At 38.2% G+C, this 22,164-nt stretch carries 17 protein-coding genes; all 17 read left to right on the top strand.

Annotation, left to right across the window (positions count from 1 at the left end):
* Nucleotides 1–67 precede the first annotated feature (67 nt).
* On the top strand, nt 68–1,243 hold the full coding sequence (gene pilM, locus AB1498_04250; GenBank protein MEW6087493.1) for a type IV pilus assembly protein PilM: 1,176 nt from the start codon (nt 68–70) through the stop codon (nt 1,241–1,243).
* A 28-nt stretch (nt 1,244–1,271) separates the two neighbouring features.
* Nucleotides 1,272–1,817, top strand: a complete 546-nt coding sequence (locus AB1498_04245) for a PilN domain-containing protein (GenBank protein ID MEW6087492.1) — start codon at nt 1,272–1,274, stop codon at nt 1,815–1,817.
* Between the two features lie 2 nt (nt 1,818–1,819).
* A complete protein-coding gene (gene pilO / locus AB1498_04240; GenBank protein ID MEW6087491.1) occupies nt 1,820–2,386 on the top strand; it encodes a type 4a pilus biogenesis protein PilO in 567 nt (188 codons plus the stop codon).
* Between the two features lie 151 nt (nt 2,387–2,537).
* Nucleotides 2,538–2,981, top strand: coding sequence for a hypothetical protein (locus AB1498_04235; protein ID MEW6087490.1), 444 nt, complete (start codon nt 2,538–2,540; stop codon nt 2,979–2,981).
* A gap of 28 nt (nt 2,982–3,009) precedes the next feature.
* On the top strand, nt 3,010–3,453 hold the full coding sequence (locus AB1498_04230; protein ID MEW6087489.1) for a prepilin-type N-terminal cleavage/methylation domain-containing protein: 444 nt from the start codon (nt 3,010–3,012) through the stop codon (nt 3,451–3,453).
* Between the two features lie 10 nt (nt 3,454–3,463).
* The gene (locus tag AB1498_04225; protein MEW6087488.1) at nt 3,464–4,039 is read left to right on the top strand and encodes a hypothetical protein; all 576 of its coding nucleotides are present in this window, start codon (nt 3,464–3,466) and stop codon (nt 4,037–4,039) included.
* 28 nt (nt 4,040–4,067) lie between these two features.
* Nucleotides 4,068–5,876, top strand: a complete 1,809-nt coding sequence (pilQ, locus tag AB1498_04220; GenBank protein MEW6087487.1) for a type IV pilus secretin PilQ — start codon at nt 4,068–4,070, stop codon at nt 5,874–5,876.
* Between the two features lie 8 nt (nt 5,877–5,884).
* Nucleotides 5,885–6,991 carry a chorismate synthase gene (gene aroC / locus AB1498_04215; protein ID MEW6087486.1) on the top strand — a complete coding sequence of 369 codons (1,107 nt, stop codon included), beginning with the start codon at nt 5,885–5,887 and terminating at the stop codon, nt 6,989–6,991.
* Entirely contained in the window at nt 6,988–8,862 is a 1,875-nt protein-coding gene (locus tag AB1498_04210; GenBank protein MEW6087485.1) for an O-antigen ligase family protein, read from the top strand. The genes aroC and AB1498_04210 overlap by 4 nt, the downstream gene beginning before the upstream one ends.
* Before the next feature lie 13 nt (nt 8,863–8,875).
* Nucleotides 8,876–9,385 carry a shikimate kinase gene (locus AB1498_04205; protein MEW6087484.1) on the top strand — a complete coding sequence of 170 codons (510 nt, stop codon included), beginning with the start codon at nt 8,876–8,878 and terminating at the stop codon, nt 9,383–9,385.
* Nucleotides 9,386–9,517: 132 nt separating this feature from the next.
* Entirely contained in the window at nt 9,518–14,854 is a 5,337-nt protein-coding gene (locus AB1498_04200; protein MEW6087483.1) for an alpha-2-macroglobulin family protein, read from the top strand.
* Nucleotides 14,855–17,296, top strand: a complete 2,442-nt coding sequence (gene pbpC / locus AB1498_04195) for a penicillin-binding protein 1C (GenBank protein MEW6087482.1) — start codon at nt 14,855–14,857, stop codon at nt 17,294–17,296.
* Nucleotides 17,297–17,529: 233 nt separating this feature from the next.
* Nucleotides 17,530–18,363 (top strand): type IV toxin-antitoxin system AbiEi family antitoxin, encoded by an 834-nt coding sequence (locus tag AB1498_04190; protein ID MEW6087481.1) that lies wholly within the window; start codon nt 17,530–17,532, stop codon nt 18,361–18,363.
* A gap of 1 nt (nt 18,364) precedes the next feature.
* On the top strand, nt 18,365–19,210 hold the full coding sequence (locus tag AB1498_04185) for a nucleotidyl transferase AbiEii/AbiGii toxin family protein (protein MEW6087480.1): 846 nt from the start codon (nt 18,365–18,367) through the stop codon (nt 19,208–19,210).
* 506 nt (nt 19,211–19,716) lie between these two features.
* Nucleotides 19,717–20,715: a PDDEXK nuclease domain-containing protein gene (locus AB1498_04180; protein ID MEW6087479.1), complete on the top strand. Its 999-nt coding sequence runs from the start codon at nt 19,717–19,719 to the stop codon at nt 20,713–20,715.
* Between the two features lie 110 nt (nt 20,716–20,825).
* On the top strand, nt 20,826–21,068 hold the full coding sequence (locus AB1498_04175) for a Fic family protein (protein MEW6087478.1): 243 nt from the start codon (nt 20,826–20,828) through the stop codon (nt 21,066–21,068).
* A 241-nt stretch (nt 21,069–21,309) separates the two neighbouring features.
* Nucleotides 21,310–21,885: a plasmid pRiA4b ORF-3 family protein gene (locus tag AB1498_04170; GenBank protein MEW6087477.1), complete on the top strand. Its 576-nt coding sequence runs from the start codon at nt 21,310–21,312 to the stop codon at nt 21,883–21,885.
* Nucleotides 21,886–22,164: the final 279 nt, after the last annotated feature.

The following is a 22,164-nucleotide window of genomic DNA, read 5'->3' as shown; positions in this document are numbered from 1 at the left end:
AACTCTTCAAGTTTGTTCATTTATCTTCCGATAACAGAATCAGGCCTTAATTTTATCAGGAGTAATAATGTTCAGCAAAAAAAATATTACTATCGGTTTAGATATCGGGACCGATGCGGTCAAAATGGTTGAACTTCAAAAAAAGAAAAATGAAATTGAGTTAATCAGCTTCGGTTCAGCGCCTTTCCCCCCGGAAGCCATATCAGACGGTGTAATTGTTGATGCCAATTCTATTGTAGAAGCTATCAGGAAGGTCATTACCGAAAGTAATATCAAAATAAAAGAGGTAAGAGTAGGCCTTTCAGGCCGTTCAGTCATTGTAAAAAAGATAAAGATGCCTTTAATGACTGAGGAAGAACTGCGGGATTCAATCCACTGGGAAGCAGAACAGCATATACCTTTTTCAATAGACGAGGTTGTCCTGGATTTCCAGATTATTCCTGACGAAAAAAATGAGAAACTGAAACAAATGGGTGTGCTGCTGGTTGCGGCAAAGAAGGACAAAATTAAAAGCTATATGGATATTTTGTCCCAGTTAAGCTTAAAGCCGGTGCTGGTTGACCTGGATTCGTTCGCAATCGCTAATTCCTACGAGACAAGTTCGGGAGTAAAGGACGATGATGTGTTATGTCTCTTGAATATCGGCGGGGAACTGACTAACCTGAATATTATGAAAAAAACAAGCCCTTATTTCGTGCGCGAGATTTCAGTGGGCGGCAATCATTTTACAAGGGCGATACAAAAAGAGTTTAATGTTGATTTTAATAAAGCGGAAGAGATGAAAATCAACCTGATGAAGATTGATTCGCAGATATTAGGGAGAAAAACGGCTGATGTCGCGGAAGGGATACAATTTATACGTGGTGCGGGAGAATTGGAAGGGGCTAAAACAGACTCGCAAAAAATAGAGCCAAAAGAAGAAATTGCCGCGGTAGCGAGTGATGAAGAGAGGATTAAAAAGGTCGTCAATAATGTGATGGAGCAATTGGTTAATGAGGTCAGGAGATCCTTTGATTATTTCCACGGGATGGGAGAAGAGAAGGAAATTAAAAAAATAATTTTAAGCGGCGGGACAGCACGGATGAAAGGATTAATTGATTATTTTTCTGATATTTTTAAAGTGTCTGTTGAAGTTGCAAACCCGCTGGCCAATATAAAGATTGATGAAACTAAATTCGACATGGCAAAATTAAGAGAATTATCGCCTGTTTTAGGAGTAAGCATTGGATTGGCGCTGAGGTGATGGCAAATAGCAGCAGAGGAAGCATATAATGATAAAAATTAATTTATTGCCGCCGGAAAAAAAATTGTTCGGGCCGTTTCAACAGGAAATAACATTGTTAATTTGTGTTGTTGCTTTAATTGCGGTCCTTGGAGGACTGGTTTCCGCGTATGAAAGCCGTAAAATAGGAGAAATAAAAAATTCAATCGGTGTTTTGGAAAAAGAACTGGAAAAATTAAGTGAAGTTGCAAGAAATGTCGACAAACTGGAGAAAGACAAATCCTTGTTGCTCCAGCGGATGAATGTTATAAAGAAGATAGTGGTTGACCGTAATATATGGCCCAGGTTTTTTGATGATTTGACAAGAAAATTGCCCAATGGAGTCTGGCTTACGAATTTTACGCAGAATGACGGGAGGACCATTACTATCAACGGTTTTTCTTTTACAAATCTTTTACTCGCGAAATTTATGCTGGCACTGGAAACATCAGCTTTTATTCAAAGAGTGGAGCTGGATTACGCGCAGAAGGTTGTTCAAAGCGAGGAAGATACTGTTAAATTTCAGATAATATTGATCTTAAAGCAGGAAATGTAACTATGGCTAAAATCGGCAAAAAACAAAGATATGGCTTGTATACACTGGCAATTTTAATTTTAATCGGGGGATATGTTTATTTGTTGTATTTGCCGAAAGAAAAAGAATTTGATAAGTTAATAGAAGACAGGAGCAATAAGGAAATTCAATTGAGAAAAGCGTCTATCCAGGCAAAAAACCAGGAACGGCTGAAAAACGAAATAAAAGATCTCGAAGAGAAACTAACCAGTGTTAAAATGCAGCTTCCCAAGGAAAAGGAAATACCCGATTTGCTGAAAAGTATTGATGCCAAAGGGAGGGAATCAAACATAGACTTTCTATTTTTTAAACCCCAGTCGATTATAACAAAAGAATTTTACGGGGAAGTCCCGATTACGTTAAATGTTAAAGGCGGGTTCCATAATGTAGGGCTTTTTTTGAATAAACTGGCGGGTTTGCCAAGGTTAATAAATGTATCAAGTATAAAAATATCCAATATAAATGAAAAAGATGAGCATATTACGATAAAGGCTGAAATGATAGCTAAAAGTTATATTTACCTGGAGAATGTTTCTGCTGTTGTAAAATAGCGTAAGTCCTCTTAGGCGGACAGGCCCACCATAGGCGGGCAGGGAGTAAAACATGAACCCCGCTCTTCCTAAGAATTGTTAAAGAAGAGCGGGAGAAACTAATTAGTTTTTTGTTAAAACTAAAGAGTTATGATAAGAAAGGAAGGGCGGGGTGAAAAAAATATTTTTAATATTCATCTGCGTATCATTAATTGGCTGTGCCGGGAGTAATTACGGGGCCAATGGAACACTTAAAGGGAAAATATTGCGGCCGGGTTATGCCCCCCCCGGGAGCAATAATACTGACACGGAGGTTGTTATTGAAGGGAAATCCGGCTATAAAGGCCCGTCTCTTCGCGCACCGATAAATCCCAATGACGGCAATTTTGAGATCGATATTAACCTTGGGACAGAAGATTTAGGGCCTCCTGTTGTTTATGTTAATTCGGCCACTTTTGACCTTAAGCTTAAAGTTAACGGAATATGGTGGGTAAGTGATACTACCTCCGCTGAAGCAGTTCCATTTTGGACAAATGTAATAGTTGAATCAGGGAAAACTACTGATATAGGTACGTTGATATTGGATTGGCCTGGAATTGTTTCAATGTGGAAATAAAAAAACAGGGTTTAATATGAGGTTATTTATGGAAAAAGAGAGAGGCTATACGTTGGTTGAGCTCGTATTTGTTATATTTATTATCGGGATATTGGCGTCCATAGCTGTCCCGAATTTTATGACTGCCAAAGACAAGACCAGGATAGCGGCCGCTAAAGATAATTTGAATACAATTCTTAAAGGTATAAATATGTATTATATAGAATATGGGCATTACCCGGACCAGTCGGATTTGGATAATGCAAGTTCGATAAATGTTCTTCAGGAGGAATTAGTTGAACCGAATAATTACCTGAGGCAATTTTATGATACCAAGATCCAGGAATTTAAAGTACCTTCTATTACTGCCGGCGATAATTCGCCTTTTGAAATTTTGGTCCGCACCAAAGCCGGAGCAAATAAGGAAGGTAAAGTTTGCTGGCTGTATTATTCAGAAGAAAAAGATATGATAGAGGTCTGGGTGGCACCGTAATTAAAATATCATGAGAAAAAATTTATTTTTTTTATTAATTATTTTTATTTTCGCTGCTTGTGCAAAGCAGGAAGTAGACACAAAAAAAGAAGCTTCCAAAGTCAGGGAGGCAGTGAGTAAAATTGCTGGAAAAAACATACACCGTGAAGAGGCGGTAAAAGTTGCTGAAAAACAGCTTATGGTAACTAAAGAAATAGATTTTTCCCTTTTAGAACCGTCGGGCTTTATATATCCTTACGAGAACAGAAAAGACCCTTTTTATTCGCTTATGCTGGAAAGAGAAAAAATGAAAGCGGAATTGGAGGAAAAGAAAAGGAAGGAAGAAGAAGAGAAAAAAATGGCGGAATTGGGAGCTAATATCTTTAATGAAGAATGGGGTAAAATTGAAATTGCGGCAATCCTGGGGGATGGAGAAGGCTACCTTGTGCTTTTTGGAGGAGATGATACTATTTACCAGAAAAATGATTATATCGGAAAAGATAAAAAAATAAGAATAGAAGATATTGATAAAAATTCCGTAAACCTGACGATGATGAAAGGCAATAATATATTGAACAGGCAAATCGAAATGAAAGCGGAAAAATAACCCATTAATTTGAGAGGGGGGAAGATAAGTGAAAAAAAATATATTTCTTTATTTTTTACTGTTTTTTCTTTTGATTTATTTTGGAAATAACCGGGCTGAAGAGAAGGATATCCAGGTCAATAGCATAGATATCGCAACCTTCAGCAATTCCTGCAAGGTTGATATAAAATTGGACAGGGGAGCTGATTATAAATTATTGGAATTGAAAGATAAAAAATTTCTTATATTTGATATTTTAGATTCTGTTTCTAATTTAAAAAATGCCAACCAGTATATCAATAATCCTTTTATCAAAATTATCAGATCAAGCCAATACCAGGCAGCTCCCGTAAAAATAGTCAGGCTGGTTTTTGAATTGCAGGCGATGTTTCCTTATAAAATTGAAAAAAATGATACAGGTTTTGCCATTATTCTGGAAAAAGGCGAATCTGATATTTTATCGGATAATGTCCCGCAGGACAAAGAAGAACCCCTGGCGCAAAAAACAAATGATGAATCGGGAACAGAAGACCAGGGCCTGATATCGATGGACTTTCGTGATGTCGATATTAATAATGTTTTGAGAATGTTTTCATATAAAAGCGGGCTTAATATTGTTGCGGGCAGCGAAGTGCAGGGAAAGGTCACGCTGCGTCTCTCAAAGGTCCCATGGGAACAGGCTTTAAAAACGATTCTTGAAATAAACGGTTTTACATATGAAAAGACGGGGAATATTATACGGGTGGCATCAGTTGCCAAAATAAAGGCCGACCAGAAAGCGCGTGTTGAAGAAGAACTTGCCAAACTCAAGGCTGAAGAGGCCGCAAAACCAATGATACCTTTAAACACTAAAACCATCTTTGTCAGTTACGCGTCTGTTGAAGAGATGAAAAATACACTTCAAAAACTTCTTAGTGAACGCGGGAACATAATGACGGATAAAAGAACAAATTCAATGGTTATCAGCGATATACAGGAAAATATCAAGAAGATTGAAGATATGGTTGCGGTCCTTGATAAAAGGACCCCGCAGGTTATTATCGAAAGCAAACTGATTCAAATAAAGAGCGATGATACAAAGAGGCTTGGAATAAATTGGGGTGTTCCTGACGGCTCAAGCGGTGGAATAAAAACCGTTAATCCGGGCGGCAGGGCCAGTATTGATGTCGGAATGCTTCCCGCGTTGTCCGGGACAAGCAATATTACAGTTGGAACGGTAATTGATAATTTTTCACTTAACGCCGCGCTTCACGCCATGCTTGACCGGGGGACAACAGAATTACTGGCAAGTCCTAAGGTTTGTACATTGGATAATGAAAACGCTGTTATTACTATCGGTAAAAAAGTGCCTATCAGACTGCTTGATGAAGACGGCCGCCCGGTGACAAGACTGATCCCTGTAGGAATAAAATTAGAAGTGAAACCGCATATTACAGCGGATAATCATATCTCGATGCAGATAAAACCGGAGGTAAGTTTTATTGAACCTCAGCCTGTGTCAAAGGGCGAAATTGAAATAAATACTACTGAAGCGCAGACCATGGTGATGGTTAAAGATTCACAAACAGCCGTTATTGGCGGGTTGATAAGAAAAGATATTTCACAAACGGAAAACAAAGTCCCGTTTTTGAGCAATATACCGTTTGTAGGGTTTTTCTTTAAAAATAAGGCCGATTCGAACAGCAACAATGAACTTCTTATTTTTGTCACGCCTCATATAATTACGGACGAAGAGATGAAACAAGACGCTTTTCTTGGATTAAAAAGAATGGAATCCATCGATTTAGAAAAAAGCCCGGAAGAATTGGAAAAAGAAAAAATGGAAAAGGAAAGCAAAACAAGAGGCAAAAGAAAATAAGGATATGTATGATTAGATTTTTAACTGCGGGTGAATCACACGGCAGGAATTTGACCGCTGTAATAGAGGGATTGCCGGCTGGTTTAAAAATAGACGTTGATTTTATTAACGGAGAATTGTCCCGGCGGCAGGCAGGCTACGGCCGCGGTCCGCGGATGAGAATAGAAAAAGACAAAGTTGACATAACCGCCGGTGTCCGTTTTGGAAGAACATTGGGAAATCCCGTTGTCCTTGTCGTCCCTAATCTGGACTGGCAGAACTGGGAAGAGATTATGTCTGTGTCAATGGACCATCCCGTGGCTTATAAAAAAATCACAAGACCCCGCCCGGGGCATGCTGATTTCGCAGGGGCCATTAAATACCATCATGATGATATCCGTAATGTTCTTGAACGTTCAAGCGCAAGAGAAACAACGATGCGGGTGGCGGCCGGCGCGGTTTGTAAACTTTTTCTTAGAGAATTCGGCATTGAAATAAAATCGGATGTGGTAGAAATCGGCGGAATAAAATCTCAAGCCTTGAATTCTGAGAAAAAAATAAAATCAAAAATTGACAAAGCTGTAAAAGAAGGCAATAGTTTGGGCGGGATTTTTGAAATCCAGGTCCTTAACGCACCGGTCGGTTTAGGAAGTTATGTCCACTGGGACAGGAGATTGGACGGGAAATTGGCCCAGGCACTAATGAGCATTCCCGCTATAAAAGGGGTGGAGATAGGTTTGGGATTTGAAGCCGGCAGGAGGCTTGGTTCAGATGTGCATGATGAGATTTTTTACAGGGGCAGGGCGGGCAGGGGTGAATATTACAGAAAAACAAATAACGCGGGAGGGTTGGAAGGCGGAATGACTAATGGTGAACCAATAATTATCAGGGCCTCAATGAAACCGATACCCACGTTAAAAACACCGCTTTCTTCAGTTGACATGTCCACGAAAAAAATGGTGGAAGCAGGCTATGAAAGGTCCGATGTGTGCGCGGTATATGCGGCATCGGTCATAGGAGAGGCAATGATTGCCATGATTATAGCTGACACCTTTCTGGAAAAATTTGGAGGGGATTCGATGGATGAAATAAAAGCAGGTTTTTCTTATTATAAGAATTATGTGAAAAGGTCGTGAGGCGGTTTAACCATACCTTATTTATTATTCTTTTTTTTCTTTCTGTATTTTTCAGTTCAAGCGCGGGCATTGTTTCCATTAAATCTCTTGAAATCCTGATATTTCTGCTTCTTGGTATTTTCCTTTTATGTTCTTTTTACCAAAAAAAAGTGATTTTTAAAAGAACAAACTTTGATCTGCCTGTCTTTTTTCTTTTTGTCTTTTCGACATTAAATTATTTGGGAAATTTTAATTCATTTTTCGCGCGCGAAGAGTGGATTAAAATAATCAGTATAATTGTTCTTTATTACCTTCTTGTGATTTTTATAGAAACCGATAATGAGGCGGATGGACTTGTCGATATTTTTCTTTTTTTTGCCCTTGCCGAATCAATATTTGCCGTCGGGAAAAGATTTTATCTCGGGGAAATGCGGCTGACCGGCACATTTGCAAGCCCCAATTTCCTTATGGGTTTTCTTGTGCCTTTGCTGGTATTTATACCCGGTAAAATCTCAAAAGGAGCAAGAGATAAAAAAAATATCAGGGTATTTTATTATTTACTTTTATCAGCCTTTATTATTTTTAGTTTAATATATTCACAGTCCCGGACAGGTTTGCTCCTGCTTTTTTTTGTCATGTTGATCTGGATTCATGAAAAGTTTGGTTTTTCGAAATGGTTTTTTATTATAGCCGGGATTTTTCTTATAGCGGTATTTTTCACACCAAATATGAAAAGGTTTTTGGACACCGGGAACAGGGATGTTCTTTCATATTACCGGATCTCAATATGGAAAAGCAGTGTCCGGATGATAAAAGAAAACTTTTGGGACGGAGTCGGCCTCGGCAATTATAAAAACAGCTACCTGTTGTTCCGCCTGCCCGTCGAGGGGGCCGTGAGCCAGTATGGAAGGTTTGCCCAATACGCCCATAATGAATTTCTCGAGCTTGGCGCGGAACTTGGATTTACCGGGATTATTACCGGATTTGTATTTTTGGTAAAATTTATTTTTTTAATAAAAGAAAAAAATAATAATTTTATATTTAACATTTATACGGCGGCCGGTTTGATTATATTACAAGGTTTCTTTGATTACAATTTTCACCACCCTGGAATTGCCGTCCTGTTTGTTTTTTTATTGGCGGCGCATGAGAGCCTGACCTGCAAAAAGAAAGCGGAAATAGTCCTGCCAAGTTCATATCTATCGTATTTGTCTTTTATAACGGTCGTAATTTTTATATTTTTTGTTTCCACCCCGGTTTTTTCATATTTTGAAACAAAGGCCGGATTTTTTTATCTTAACAGAAAAGATGTAAATTCAGCTGTCAGGCATTTTAAAAAGGCAGTTAAATGGACACCCGGTATCGCTCCCGTCTATTCCTACCTTGCGGAAGCTTTGCTTTTGGATAATGATAAGCCAAAAAAAGAAAAATTAAAAGAGGCTGAGAAATTCTATCATCATGCTATATATTTTGAGAAAGACAACGCGGTTTTTTATTCCAAACTGGCCTCTTTTTATTACAATAATATGCAGGGAGAAATTAATTTATATCTGGCGTCGGCTGTCATGGAAAAATGTTTTGTATATGACCCGCATAACGCTTTTTATCCGTTTTATCTTGCCAAATTCTATCTTTCCAGTTTAAAATTAAACGAAGCCGAGAGATATTTTTTAAAAAGCGTAGAACTGGAACCGAATTTTTTAGGGGCGAGGATTTACCTGGCATATATTTACTTGAAGGCAAATGATCCCGGAAAATTTAAGGATAATTTAGCGGAAATAGAAAGGATTGAGAAAATAAAAGATCTGGGAGTGACCGATTACGAAAGGGAATTAGTTAACTGGTCAAAAGAAGATGAAATGTTTTTAGAAAAATTCAAAAAGGAAAAATGAGGTTAAAAACGTAATGAATATTGTTTTAATCGGTTTTATGGCTACGGGGAAAACTATACTGGGGAAAATTTTGGCCAAAAAATTAAACATGGAATTTATTGATACTGATTTTTTAATTGAAAAGAACGAAGGGAAAAGGATTTCAAAAATATTTAAAGAAAAAGGCGAAGAATATTTTCGAAATGTTGAAAAAAATATTATTAAAAAAGCTTCAAAGAAAAACAACATTGTTATTTCAACAGGAGGGGGTGCTGTCCTTTTACCCGAAAATATGGAGCGTCTTAAGAAAAAAGGGATTATAATATGTCTAAAAACAAGCCCCGAAATTATTTTAGAAAGAATAAAACAACAGAAAGGAACCCGCCCGCTCTTAAACAAGCCTGAACCGCTTAAGGAAATAAAGTCCATCTTGAAAAAACGCGCGCCCTGTTACAAACAGGCTGATTTAACTATCGACACATCGGATTTTGCTACAGGCAAAATAATCACACAGTTAATAAAAAAAATTAATGATTTATATTAATAGTGTTATAATACAATTTTATTAATATTATTCCTTTTGAAAGGAGATAGTATAAAAAGTAAAAATGTATTATTAACTATCGTGACACTGTTGTTAGTATCGATTAATGCTGAAATAATTAATGCGGGTGTTTTGGATCTGTTGAACAAAGCGCCTGAAAAAGAATTATTTGTTTCAGGCAAATTTGAGTCTTCCAGTGAAATCCAGGCGCTTAATTGGAAATTGCATCTGGATTTCAGCGAAGCGGTTACTGCACCGGAGGCCGCCGAATTTATTAAAATAGAGGTCGACGGTATTCCATTAAAATACAGGCAGGGATTTGAATTTATTGAAAACGACAATAGCCCCAGAAAAAATATTGTAATCCTTCCGGTTGGAGACCGCCACGAAGGCAGTTATAAAATAACTGTAAAAGAAGGATTAAGGGATGCAGGCAACAACTTTCAACTAAAAAAGGATTTTGCTGTAAACTTCCAGGTTAAGGACATTTTTACTATTTCAAAAATAGAAACCTTTAGTGAAGGAAAAAGGCACTGGATAAGTATAAATTTTTCTGCCCCTTTCGCGAACATCCCCGGATACAACAGGTATCGCTATAATAACGAGATGGCGAATTTTATTAGAAATTCTATAAAGTTTTTTCCTCACACTATGATAGCCCACACGAATATAGATAGTAATAATTCCGTGGATGTCCACGGTGATTTTATACAGGGGCAGAATTACAAGGTCCTGGTGGGTGAAAATTTTAAAAGCACTGACGGGAGGAAATATGTTGAGGGGACAAATTCATTTATTATCCCTGATTACCTGCCTTCAATAAAGTATTCCGATGCCGGGAGTATAATTGAAAGGGACAGCCGGCAGATGTTGAATGTAAAAATAATGAATGTGAATGAAATATTATATGAAGGATTAAAAATACCGCCTATATTGATACCAACGGTAATCAATTTAAAGGACCAGCTTAAATATGAGAAATTGTCGGCGAATTTAGATAAGCAGTCAGCCGGAATAAAATCATCCCTGAAAAGTGATGAGGATAAGATATTTGCTGATTTTCTTGATGAAACAAAATATACTTCAAAATTATTTTTCAACAACAAGCCGAGAAATGTTGAACATGATTTTTCAATCCCGCTGGAATTCAGGGATGGGAAGGAAAAGGGCAGTGTTGAATTAGTGAGATTAAATAATAACAATAAGACTCTGCCTGCCCAGACACAATTAAATCTTCTTAGCATAAGCGATATCGGGATTACATATAAAGAATCGGATAATTCATTATTAGTCTGGATTACTTCGTTAAGAACGGGAAAACCGCTAAAAGACATTTCAGTTTTATTGGCGACTAAACAATTGAACATTTTCGCGGCCGGCAGGACGGATAAAGACGGCGTGGTTTTTATTAAAAATGATAATAAGCTGTACAGGACTTTTTCTTTAAACTCCCAAAAATCAGAAAACGCGCCGTTAAATTTAAAAGAATTGGACATGATATTAGTTAAAGGCGGGGATGATTATTCCTATCTTCAGATTGACCGTAATAAAAATTTAAAAATTGAGGGGTTTGACCACCGCAGGTTTACGGATCTGGGAAACAAGAAATTTTACAAGGGACATGTTTTCACGGAAAGAGGGATGTACCAGCCCGGGGAAACCGTGTATTTTAAAGGGACAATCCGTGAATACAAGGAAGGAGAGGTGTTTGTTCCAGGGGAGGCGAAGTTCAGGGTGCAGATTTTGAGTTCAAAAGGAGAAGAAATATTCAGCAGGGATTTTGATATTAATGAATTTGGAACATTAAAGGACGAAATCTTTTTAAAATCTTTTTTCCCGCTTGGCACATATACGATAAACCTGTATTCCCAGGATAAAACTCTTGTTGCCGTGAGGACTTTTGAAGTGCAGGAATTTAAACCCCCGAGGCATTTTGTTGATGTTTCTTATGTGAAAAAGAGCGAAAAAGACAAGCGGTTTGTAAATATGGAAAAGACGCAGGAATATCTCGAATGCGTGATTATGGGTAAATATTACGCGGGCGGGCCGGTGAAAAACGGGCAGGTAAGATGGAAAGTTAATTTGGTGAAAACAAATTTTAACAGGGACGATTATCCGGATTTTACTTTCGGGTATACGGGAATAAACGATGAACTCCTTGAGACCGGGGAATCTATTTTAAATGAAAAAGGCGAGATTACATTAAAAATACCTTTATCGAAAGAAGTGTTGTCCGGGATGGCAGGCGTTGAAATAAACGCCGCGGTCTTGGATTTTGACGCCAAGGTTTCCACAAATACATCTGTCTACCAGATAAGCCCGGAATACCTTATCGGCATAAGTGAACACCCGGGCAGAATAAAATCTAAAGACGGACAAATATTAAAAACGATTCTTATTGACGGGAAGGGCAAAAGAATCAAAAAAGCCGGATTAAAAGTTGATGTCCTGAGAGAAAATCATAGATATATAAGAAAAAGAAATGAGTCCGGCAACACTTATTGGGTAAGCAAGATTGTATGGGACAGGGAATATTCCAGTTTTATCAATATCGCGGACGGCGAGGCGATTTTTGATTTTGATTTTAACTGGGGCGGGAAATATCTTTTGAGTTTTAGTTATGAAAATGACGGCAAAATTTATACTTCGAGCACAATTTATGAAGTTGAAGGATATTATTACTATGATTATTCGGAAGAGGAAACATCCCGGAATGCGGTATATGAAAAGGTAAATTTAATACCTGAAAAAAAATATTACACGGAAAATGAAGATATAAAAATAATGGTGAATTCTAAAAAGAAATTGTCAACTTACTTAATGACGGTTGAACGCGGGGATATTTTAGATTATAAACTTGTCCAGGTATCGCCTGGTTCACCCGAGATTAAGGTGCCGGTAAAAGAAGATTATTATCCAAACGTTTATATTTCATTGACGGGAATGGTCCCGAGGGGTGATTTTCCAAACTACAGCTATCAATACGATGAGGAAATGCCGTCTGTGGCTTTCGGGTATGTTAATGTCGAAGTAAAAAAACAATATAATAAAATAAAGGTTGCCATTAATGAGAAAGACAGGGAACTTAAAGCCCTGCCCGGGAGTGAAGTAGAACTTAATATTAAGGTTCTGGATGAAAAAAATAAAGGTTTTGTAAGTGAATTGGCTGTTGGTGTTGTTGATGAAAGTGTCCTCGCCTTAACCAGGTATGGAACGCCCCGCCTGAATGATTTAATCCGTTTTGTTTATCCCCTTTCTGTTTTTACCTATGATTTCACTCCGTTTCTTTTAGGGCAGACTCCGTTTTCGGAATTGTCTAATTTGCCGTTGACCGGGGGCGGCGGCGGGGACGAAGGGATAGAAGTGTCAACTCCCATAATGAGGAAAGATTTCAGGCCGGTTGCCTATTTTAACCCGGCTGTTTTAACTGATGAAAACGGCAATGCGTCAATACGTTTTAAATGCCCGGACACTATAACTTCATACCGTGTTTATGTTGTTGCCTGCGATAAGGGAAGCCGGTTTGAATCGGTTGAAAGAAAATTATTGGTTACCAGGGATTTCTACCTTGAACCGGGGCTCCCGAGATTTTTGACAAAAGGCGATACTTTTTTGTTTCTATTGTCGGCTTTTAATAAAACCGAAGGCAGCGGGACCGTCAATATAGATTTAAGGCCGGATGGGAACCTCGCGTTGTCAGCCGCGGATGAAAAGAGCAATTATCCTTTGAACTCATATGACAGGAGCCTTATTCCCGTAAAAGGAAAGGCGGAAAAAGCAGGATTTTCTACCGTAACTTTTAGCGGCAGTTTTGACGGAAAATCAGATGCAGTTGAGGTTAAGGTCCCTGTAAATTCAGGGTATATACGCGGGAAAGACGTTTTATTCGGGAATTTTTCCGGTTCGAAGGAAATTATTTATACATTTCCTGAAGGGACCGAATCAATAAAGTGGCGGGATTTAAACGAGGATGAAATTAAATGCGTTTTGACTGTTTCAGGATCGCCTTTTTTCAAGCTCTCACCCGGGTTAAAATATCTTTTAAGATATCCCTATGGATGTATTGAACAGACCAGTTCCGGGGTTTTCCCCCTGGCGGCGCTCAGGAACCTGATATTACAGGGCCTTGTCCCGGATATTTCCGCAGAAGAGACAGATAAATTTTTAAAGGCGGGTGTTGAGAGGATTCTCAGTATGCAGACTGATTCAGGAGGTTTTGGATACTGGCCGGGCGATAGGAGGCCGAGTCCATGGGGTTCAATTTATGCGGTGAACGCTTTAACCAGGGCCAGGCTTGGAGGATTTGATGTCCCTTCTTCATTGTTTGATAAATCATTAAATTATCTAAGGAGCGAAATAAACGGGACAAACAGCGACAGTTCGTTTAAAATCCTTGCTTCGTATCTTCTTGCCTTAAACGGCAGGCTGGATAAAAATACTTTTGAAACTGTTTCAAAAGATAAGGAAAGAGAGCCTAAAGAAAACCGGATTATTTTGATCGCTGCCGCGGGCGCTTCCAGTTTTGTGCCGAAGGAAACACTGCAAAATGAATTGCTGGATGTTTTAAATTCCCCCGCGGGTTATTCTGAATATTACGGGCATTATTACAGCAGGCATATAGGCAGGGCTTTGGCGTTAATAGCGTGTGTTAATATTGTTTCAGACAATGAAATCAAAAATTATCTGGCATTGGAATTGATAGGTAATATTGATAAGCAGGGAATATGGAGGACCACCACTGACACGGGATGGGCTTTGGCGGCCCTGGGAGAGTATTTCAAGGGCCTGAATTTTGCCAGCGGGCTTGTAAATTTCGGTGTTAAAAATCCTCAAGGCAAAGAATGGAAATTCCAATTTGACCCTCTAAAAAACTATTCCCTGGAGCTTGACCCGCGGGATTTTATGGACAATCCTTCTTTTACATTATTTTCCGATTCCAGGGAATCATTAATGTATAAAGTGGAAATAAATTTTCCAAGAGTGGATTACGGCGAAAAAGGTTATTCGAACGGTTTTAGAATTTCAAAGGATATCGAAAGCACAAGCGGTAAAAATAAAATCAGGGTAGGGGATATAGTCAAGGTAAAAATTAAAATAGAGGCCGGGGGCCATTATCAATACATTGCCATTGATGACCCTTTTCCTGCCGGATTTGTGGCGATAAACAGCGCCATAAAAACAGAGGAACCGGTGCCGGCCGGGTCAAATTATAATAAAGAAGAGTATTACTGGTATTACTGGAATCCGGGCGGTTTTTATAATTTTGTCCCCAATTATTTTGAAATAAGGAATGACCGGGTGCTTGTATTTAAAAACGATATATGGCAGGGCCCCTATGAATACAGTTATTATGCCAGGGCGGTTTGCGCGGGAGAGTTTATTGTTCCTTCCTCAAAGGTTGAATTGATGTATTCTCCGGAAATAGTCGCTTATACTCCGCTGGATAAAATTATTATCGAAGGAAAGTAAATGTTTAAAAAATTTTTCTTTTTTAAAAAAAGAATTATATGCCAGGCCCTGTTGATAATTTTGTTGCTTTTCACTTTTATGTTATACAGAATAAACTATATTTCCCCTGAAGACCTTTTATATCCTTCTAATTTAATTATTAAAGACAGGGAAGAAAGAACGCTCCGTTTTTTTGTTGATAAAAACGGGGAAAGGCATTTGTGGGTCCCCTCCGGTGAAGTTCCAGTGCTTTTAAAAAACGCCTTTATCGCGGCCGAGGATGAAAATTTTTACAGCCATTACGGGTTTTGTTTGAGTTCAATTGCCCGGGCGGTAAAGGACAATCTGGCCGCGGGAAGGATTGTATCAGGCGCGTCCACCATTACCCAGCAGGTAGTGAAACTTATCAAGAAACGTAGAAGGACTTTTTTGAACAAATTTGTCGAAGTTGTCGAAAGTGTAAAGCTTGAAATGGAACTTGGAAAAGAAAAAATTATGGAACAATATTTAAACAGGGTGCCGCTCGGCAATAATTTGCGGGGGGTGAAAATCGCCTCGGAGGTTTATTTTGAAAAAAAATGCAGCGAACTTAATGTATTGGAATGCGCGCTGCTCGCGTCTCTGCCTAAAGTGCCGGGCAGCCTTGATTATTACGGGAATTATTCCGGAAGGCTTGAAGATAGAAAAAACTGGGTATTAAGAAGAATGTCCGAGCTTGGGTATATCAGTGAAAAAGAATTTAACGATGCTAAAAACAGCGGAATATCTTTTAAAATGAAAAGGTTCCCGATGGAAGGTCCGCACTTTGTGGATTTTGTCTCAAAAAAATATAGCGGACTGACAGGCGATATCGTTACAACGCTTGATTCAGGCATCCAAAAGAACATAGAAAAAATAATAAAATCGCACAGGGACCGTTTAAACGCGAAAGGCGCCAATCAATCCGCGTTTATTATGGTCAGGAATTCAACTATGGAGGTCCTTTCAATGGCCGGGTCATTTGAATACAGCGAAAAAGCGAAAGGGTTTAATAACGGGACGAACGCGTTAAGATCACCCGGGTCAACATTAAAACCGTTTCTTTACGCGCTGGCCCTTGATTCCGGATACAGCCCGTCCCTTATATTGTCTGATATCGAGAAAATATTCAAGGCCCCGTCCGGTGATTATATGCCAAGGAATTATGACCGGAAAGAATACGGCCCTGTCACTATGCGGACGGCCCTTGCAAGTTCATTAAATCTTTCGACCATTAATTTGATTGAACAGGTGGGGTATGAAGAATTTTATAATACCCTTAAAAAAATGAATTTAATAAACTACCCGGATAAGGGCCCGGAATATTTCGGATTGGGAATGGCAATCGGGAACCCGGAGATAACTCTTCAACAGCTGGCTGCGGCTTATGCCATGCTTGCCAGCGGTGGTATTTACAGGCCGCTGAAATTTATTTTAAATGAAGAAGAAGAGGCTCCCCGGTTTGTTTTTTCTCCGCAGGCGTCCTATATCATTACGGATTTTCTTTCGGATTACTCGGCAAAGATGCTTACCTTCAGCAATAAAAAATTGCAGTTTCCTTTTAAGGCCGCTTTAAAGACCGGAACGAGCACCAATTACCGGGATGCCTGGGTCATCGCTTACACTCCTGAATATACCTTTGGAGTCTGGACAGGTAATTTTGAAGGCAGGCCCACCTATAATTTAAACGGGGAAGACGGCGCGGTCCCTGTTCTTTATGACGTGCTGGTTTATATATATAACAAGGCAAATCCCGGGGAATTCCAGGTGCCGGCCGGCCTCGTATCGGTTAAGGTATGTTCTTTTTCCGGCATGCCGCCGACCGCTGATTGTTCCCATTTGAAAGAAGAGTTGTTTATTGAAAAAAATGTGCCGGAAACGCCGTGTATTTTCCATTTAAAAAATAATGAGTCAAGATACCTGCCCGTAAATTACGCGGCATGGCTTTATGAAAAAAACAGGAAAGGCACAGTGGGAAATAATAAACTCGCTGGTTTTGAAGAAGACCTTGACAGGGTTTTTCAAAAAGAACCGGTGAAGCCGGTGGATAAGCCGGCAATTAATGTCAAGGAGGGGGAGGTTTTTGGAGACGAAACCATTGAAAAAGAGTGGATTATTGTAGAAAACTCTCACCACTCTATCGGGAATGGTGCTGATATCTCAAGGTATAACGTTTTTAACGGGCCGGAAGGCCACATCAGGATAACCTACCCGCTGGACGGAGACAGATATGTGATCGATAAGGATTTTTTCAGCCAGGTCATTGATTTGCAGGTAATTGTGGGAAAGCCGGCTGAGCATGTTAAATGGTATGTTGACGGTATTGAATATGCAAAAGTCCGGCCGCCTTATAAAGCAGATTGGGAGCTTGAAAAAGGACTGCACAGGCTTACCGCGATTGATTCTTTCAATAACGCGGATGAAGTCCGGATAATGGTGGAGTAAAACCGTGGCACACTATATTTTTCAAAAATATATTTAGAATAATTAATGCAACTTATTACCAGATAACAATATTATTGAGTTACTTTATGGAAAATAAAAACATAGCTTTACTTTTGCTATCATATCATAAATGCGTAATGTGTCCTGGTAGGACACTAAATGCAATAACAATATAATAATTTAATTGACAAAATTTTACCAGTATTGTAATATTTGTTCATAAAGGATATAAAATGCAAAAAAAATATACTAAATCTAAAACAATGGGCCCTCGTTCTTCTCATTTAGTTACTACCCTATACGATCAGAACAAGCGCATATTTCATTTAAAGGATGTACAAAAAATTCTTCATTTAGATGAATTTGCATCGCGGAATTTTGTTCGTAAACTTATTAACAGAGGAATTGTTACACGATTAAAAGCAGGACTTTTTATACTGATACCGCTTGAGCTTGGAAAAGAATCTGAATATACGGGGAATCCGTTAATTGTTGCGCGTGAAATTGTGAATGGAAAAGATTATTACCTCTCTCACGGGACAGCAATGGAGATTCACAATATGGTTACCCAGCCGCAATTAGTTGTTTATGTTACAGTCTTAAAATCGCGAAGACCCATTAAAACACACGGTATAGAGTTTCGTTTTATACGAAGCAAGAAAAAACTTTTTTTCGGATTGACTGACCATTGGGCGACAAAGCAAGAAAAGGTAAGACTCAGCAATCCTGAACGGACAATTATTGATTGTCTTAGACAACCGGAATATTGCGGTGGATTAACAGAAGTAGCCAAGGGCCTATGGATAGGACATAAAGATATGGATATAAACCGGCTTATTGAATATGCTGTGGAAATGAATGTGGGTTCTGTTATTCGCAGGCTCGGATATTTATTGGAACTTTACAATATTGGGAGTCAAGAAAACATGGGAATTCTTTTTAAGCATCTTACAGAAACTTATGTACGGTTAGATCCAGTTTTGCCAGGGGAAGGAAAATATTTAAGAAAGTGGAAATTGCATCTTAATGTGAACCCTGAAGAACTTTTATCTGTAATAAGGACATAAAGTGATACCACAACGAAATCTTTCATTACTTTCAAACCGTCTTGCCCGGAAAGGCGGACGGCGTATTCCAGAGATAATCCTTGAACGGGATTATTGCCTTTCCTGGTTTTTGGCGGGATTATCCAAAACTCCTTTGAAGGATATTCTTCTATTTAAAGGCGGGACGGCTATCAAAAAATGTTATTTTTTTGACTATCGTTTTTCAGAAGACATGGATTTTACTTTAGCAAAAGAAATTTCTTTGGAAGATATTCTAAAACAACTGGAAATTGTCTACGATTACATTTATAAAACATCCGGGATAAAATTTTATTTTTCACGGCAGGATCGGCATAACCATGCAAATACCTATACCTTTTTTATTGGATATGAAGGCCCTCTGCCGGCTGCTTCAAATAAAGGGGTCAAAATAGACATTACATTACAAGAGAAAATAGTTTTTCCGATCATGCATAAAAAAGTTCTCCAGGGTTATGATGAATACCAGGATATTCCGGATAATGCAATCATCAGTGTTTATTCTCTTCAAGAGATATCTTCGGAGAAAGTGATTGCTCTTTTGGATAGGGCACGGAATGAACCTCGTGACCTCTATGACATATGGTATTTGATTCACAATAAACATATCAGTCTTTTAGAATTAACCGGAGCCGTGGAACAAAAAATAGAATTCCGCGGTGAAAAACTGGCTGGTGTGTTGAAAGAATTTCCTTTGAAAGAACAACGCTTAAAAAAACTTTGGGAAACCAGGCTTTTTTCCCAAATGTCGCTGCTTCCCGAATTTGAGGATATTTATAGAACGGTAAAAAGGGAATTTAGACAAGCAGGATTGTTAATAAGGACATGATTTCGGGCAAGAGTGAAAAGCTGAAAATCGGAAATAAAATGAAATAAAAAACATTAGAAAAAATTTTTCATTAGTGTTATAATATCTGAATTGATTTAAAAAATTGAAAAATTGATAGTTGGTTGCCGGGGTGGCGGAACTGGTAGACGCAGTGGACTTAAAAGACTTTGTCCGGCTAAAATTGAAAATCGTGTAAGTGCCTGAAAACAAAGCATCTATTTACCAGATAAGGCTTTTTTGAAAAACTTGCATGTTGGCAGGAGTTGGCATAAATTGGAGGGATTTGGATAGCGGCGGGCACAATTTCGGGCACAATTTCCGATCAAAAACTTGAATGTAATATCTCATCAAAAAAACACCTCTTTTTACCCCACCCCGTGGCACACTATATCTCCCTGAGAAAGAAATTTTATTGCGTTAAAAATTAAGAAATTGATGGTATAATTTGTCAAAAGCATATGAAATCTGATAAGTTAAAGTCGAATAGTCTGAATAAAAAAACAGATATGCATTCAGGGATATATGATCGAATTAGAAAAATCATTGAGGAAGCGCGCGGAAATGTTGCTCGGGCTATTAATACGGAAATGGTTATCGCGTATTGGCAAATTGGCCGGGAAATTATAGAGGAAGAGCAGAAAGGTAATGTCCGTGCTATATATGGAAAGAAGTTAATAGAAACCCTCGCCAAGCAGTTATCTGTTGATTTTGGGAAAGGATTTGATGATAGTAATTTATGGAATATGCGTAAATTTTATGAAGTATATCCGATTCTCGACACAGTGCGTAGAGAATTAAGCTGGAGCCATTACCGTATTTTAATGCGTATTGAGAAACCTGAAGCCAGGTATTTTTATGAGATTGAGTGTGTTAAAAATAATTGGTCGGCTCGGGAGCTTGAGCGTCAAAAAGGTTCACTTCTTTTTGAACGGCTTGCCTTAAGTAAAGATAAAAAAGGTCTTATGAAATTGGCACAAAAGGGTCAAGAGCTTCAGACATACGAAGATATGATAAAGGATCCGTATGTTTTGGAGTTTACGGGCTTATCCCCAAGTTCCAAACTTTACGAAACCAAACTTGAGCAGGCGCTTATTGATAATCTTTCAAAATTTTTACTTGAATTGGGGAAAGGTTTTACTTTCGTAGCTCGGCAAAAACGCATTTCACTCGATGGCGACCACTTTTACATCGACTTAGTTTTCTATAATACAATTTTGAAATGTTATACACTCGTGGATTTGAAAGTAGGTAAGCTGACTCATCAGGATATCGGTCAGATGCAGATGTATGTAAATTATTATGACCGCGACCTGAGACAGCCGGATGATAATCCAACGGTCGGTCTCATTTTGTGCGAAAATAAAAAGGATGCCGTTGTCCGATACACGCTTCCTAAAGATAACAAGCAAATTTTTGCGTCCCGATACAAATTGTATTTACCGAGCGAGGAAGAATTGATAAAAGAATTAAAAAGAGAACGGCGGTTGCTTACGTTAAATAGATAATTAATCTTTGGTATTTTTATGTTTTTTTAAGTTTTTTATTAACGGTAGAGCTTTAAGGTGCATTTGAGGCTGTTGGAGGTGAGTCAAAGTTTAAAAAGGCCCAAGTTGAATTGCCTATTTGGCAAATAAAAATTTTAACTGCATGTGCAGAAAGTGATAAAACAGGGAGAGAACTTCTTGGAATTGCCGGTTATCAAAAAAGGACAGGTAATTTTAAAAAAGGGATCCAACATCTTCTTGAAAAGGGTTATATTGTATTAACTGTTCCAGATAAACCAAATAGCAAATTTCAAAAATATAGAATTACTTTAAAAGGGCGGCAAATTTTAGAGATGAAGGAACAAAAAAAATGAACAATAGAGTTTATTAAAAACCTAAATCAATCTGAGCCCCTTTTGATAAAAAAATGGCTGGAGATGATGATTCAATGCTTGATGTAAGACAGAATCTTTAGGTAATCGTTAAGTTGAGACGGACGTTACACTATTAGATATCGGACATTTATGGGACATTTGGGACATTAAGGGGATATAAATGGGACAATGTAGCATCCTTAGGCATTTGGTTAATAGCGAACTACCGATGGAGGAGAACATGACCAAAATTTATCAATTAAAAATCACATTAAATGACAGCCATCCTTCAATCTGGCGGCGGTTTTTAGTCAAATCAAATGTATTATTGCCTGACCTGCATAAGATTATTCAGACAATAATGGGCTGGACAAACTCGCATTTGCACGAGTTTGAGATAGAGGGTAATATTTATGGTCTGCCTGACGATGAATTTGATGATGAAAATAGGATTATTGATTATTCTTCAATCAAACTGGATAGTTTAATCAACAAAGAAAATGAAAAATTTACATACACTTATGATTTTGGAGATAACTGGGAACACACTATTCTTTTAGAAAAATTTTTACCCATAGAGAAAAAAGTTTATTATCCAAAATGTATTGACGGCAAGAGAAACTGTCCGCCAGAGGATTGTGGTGGTATGGGAGGCTATGAAAATTTATTAGAAATCATAAAAAATCCCGAGCACGAAGAATACGAAGGAATGATGGAGTGGCTGGAAGAGGAATTTGATCCGGAATATTTTAATTTATCTGGAATTAATGAATTATTAAAGCAAAAAGATTTTGGTTCTGTGGATTTAATTGGTTAAAAAGGAAAATTTATGTCTAAAACTTTTCAGAATAAATCGCTGAATCAAATCTATTTTTATCCAAAATTAAATATCCATTTCTGATACTAAATTTCTTCCACAAAAGTCTTGACTTCCTTTTTCTATTCAGGCCCCATTGGTTTATAAGTTAACTTGAGTTTGGCAAAATTAAGCCGCCAATTTTAAAATATTTGGCAAAACCATAAGTGAATCATGAGAAAAAGAATCTCTAAAATGAAAAACTTTTTGCCTGAAAGTTTTATGTTTTTCATTATCGGA

The sequence above is a fragment of the bacterium genome (assembly GCA_040754625.1).
GTDB lineage: Bacteria > JACRDZ01 > JAQUKH01 > JAQUKH01 > JAQUKH01 > JAQUKH01.
The sequence above is the reverse complement of the archived record's forward strand: the minus strand, read 5'-3'. Positions and strand labels throughout refer to the sequence as shown.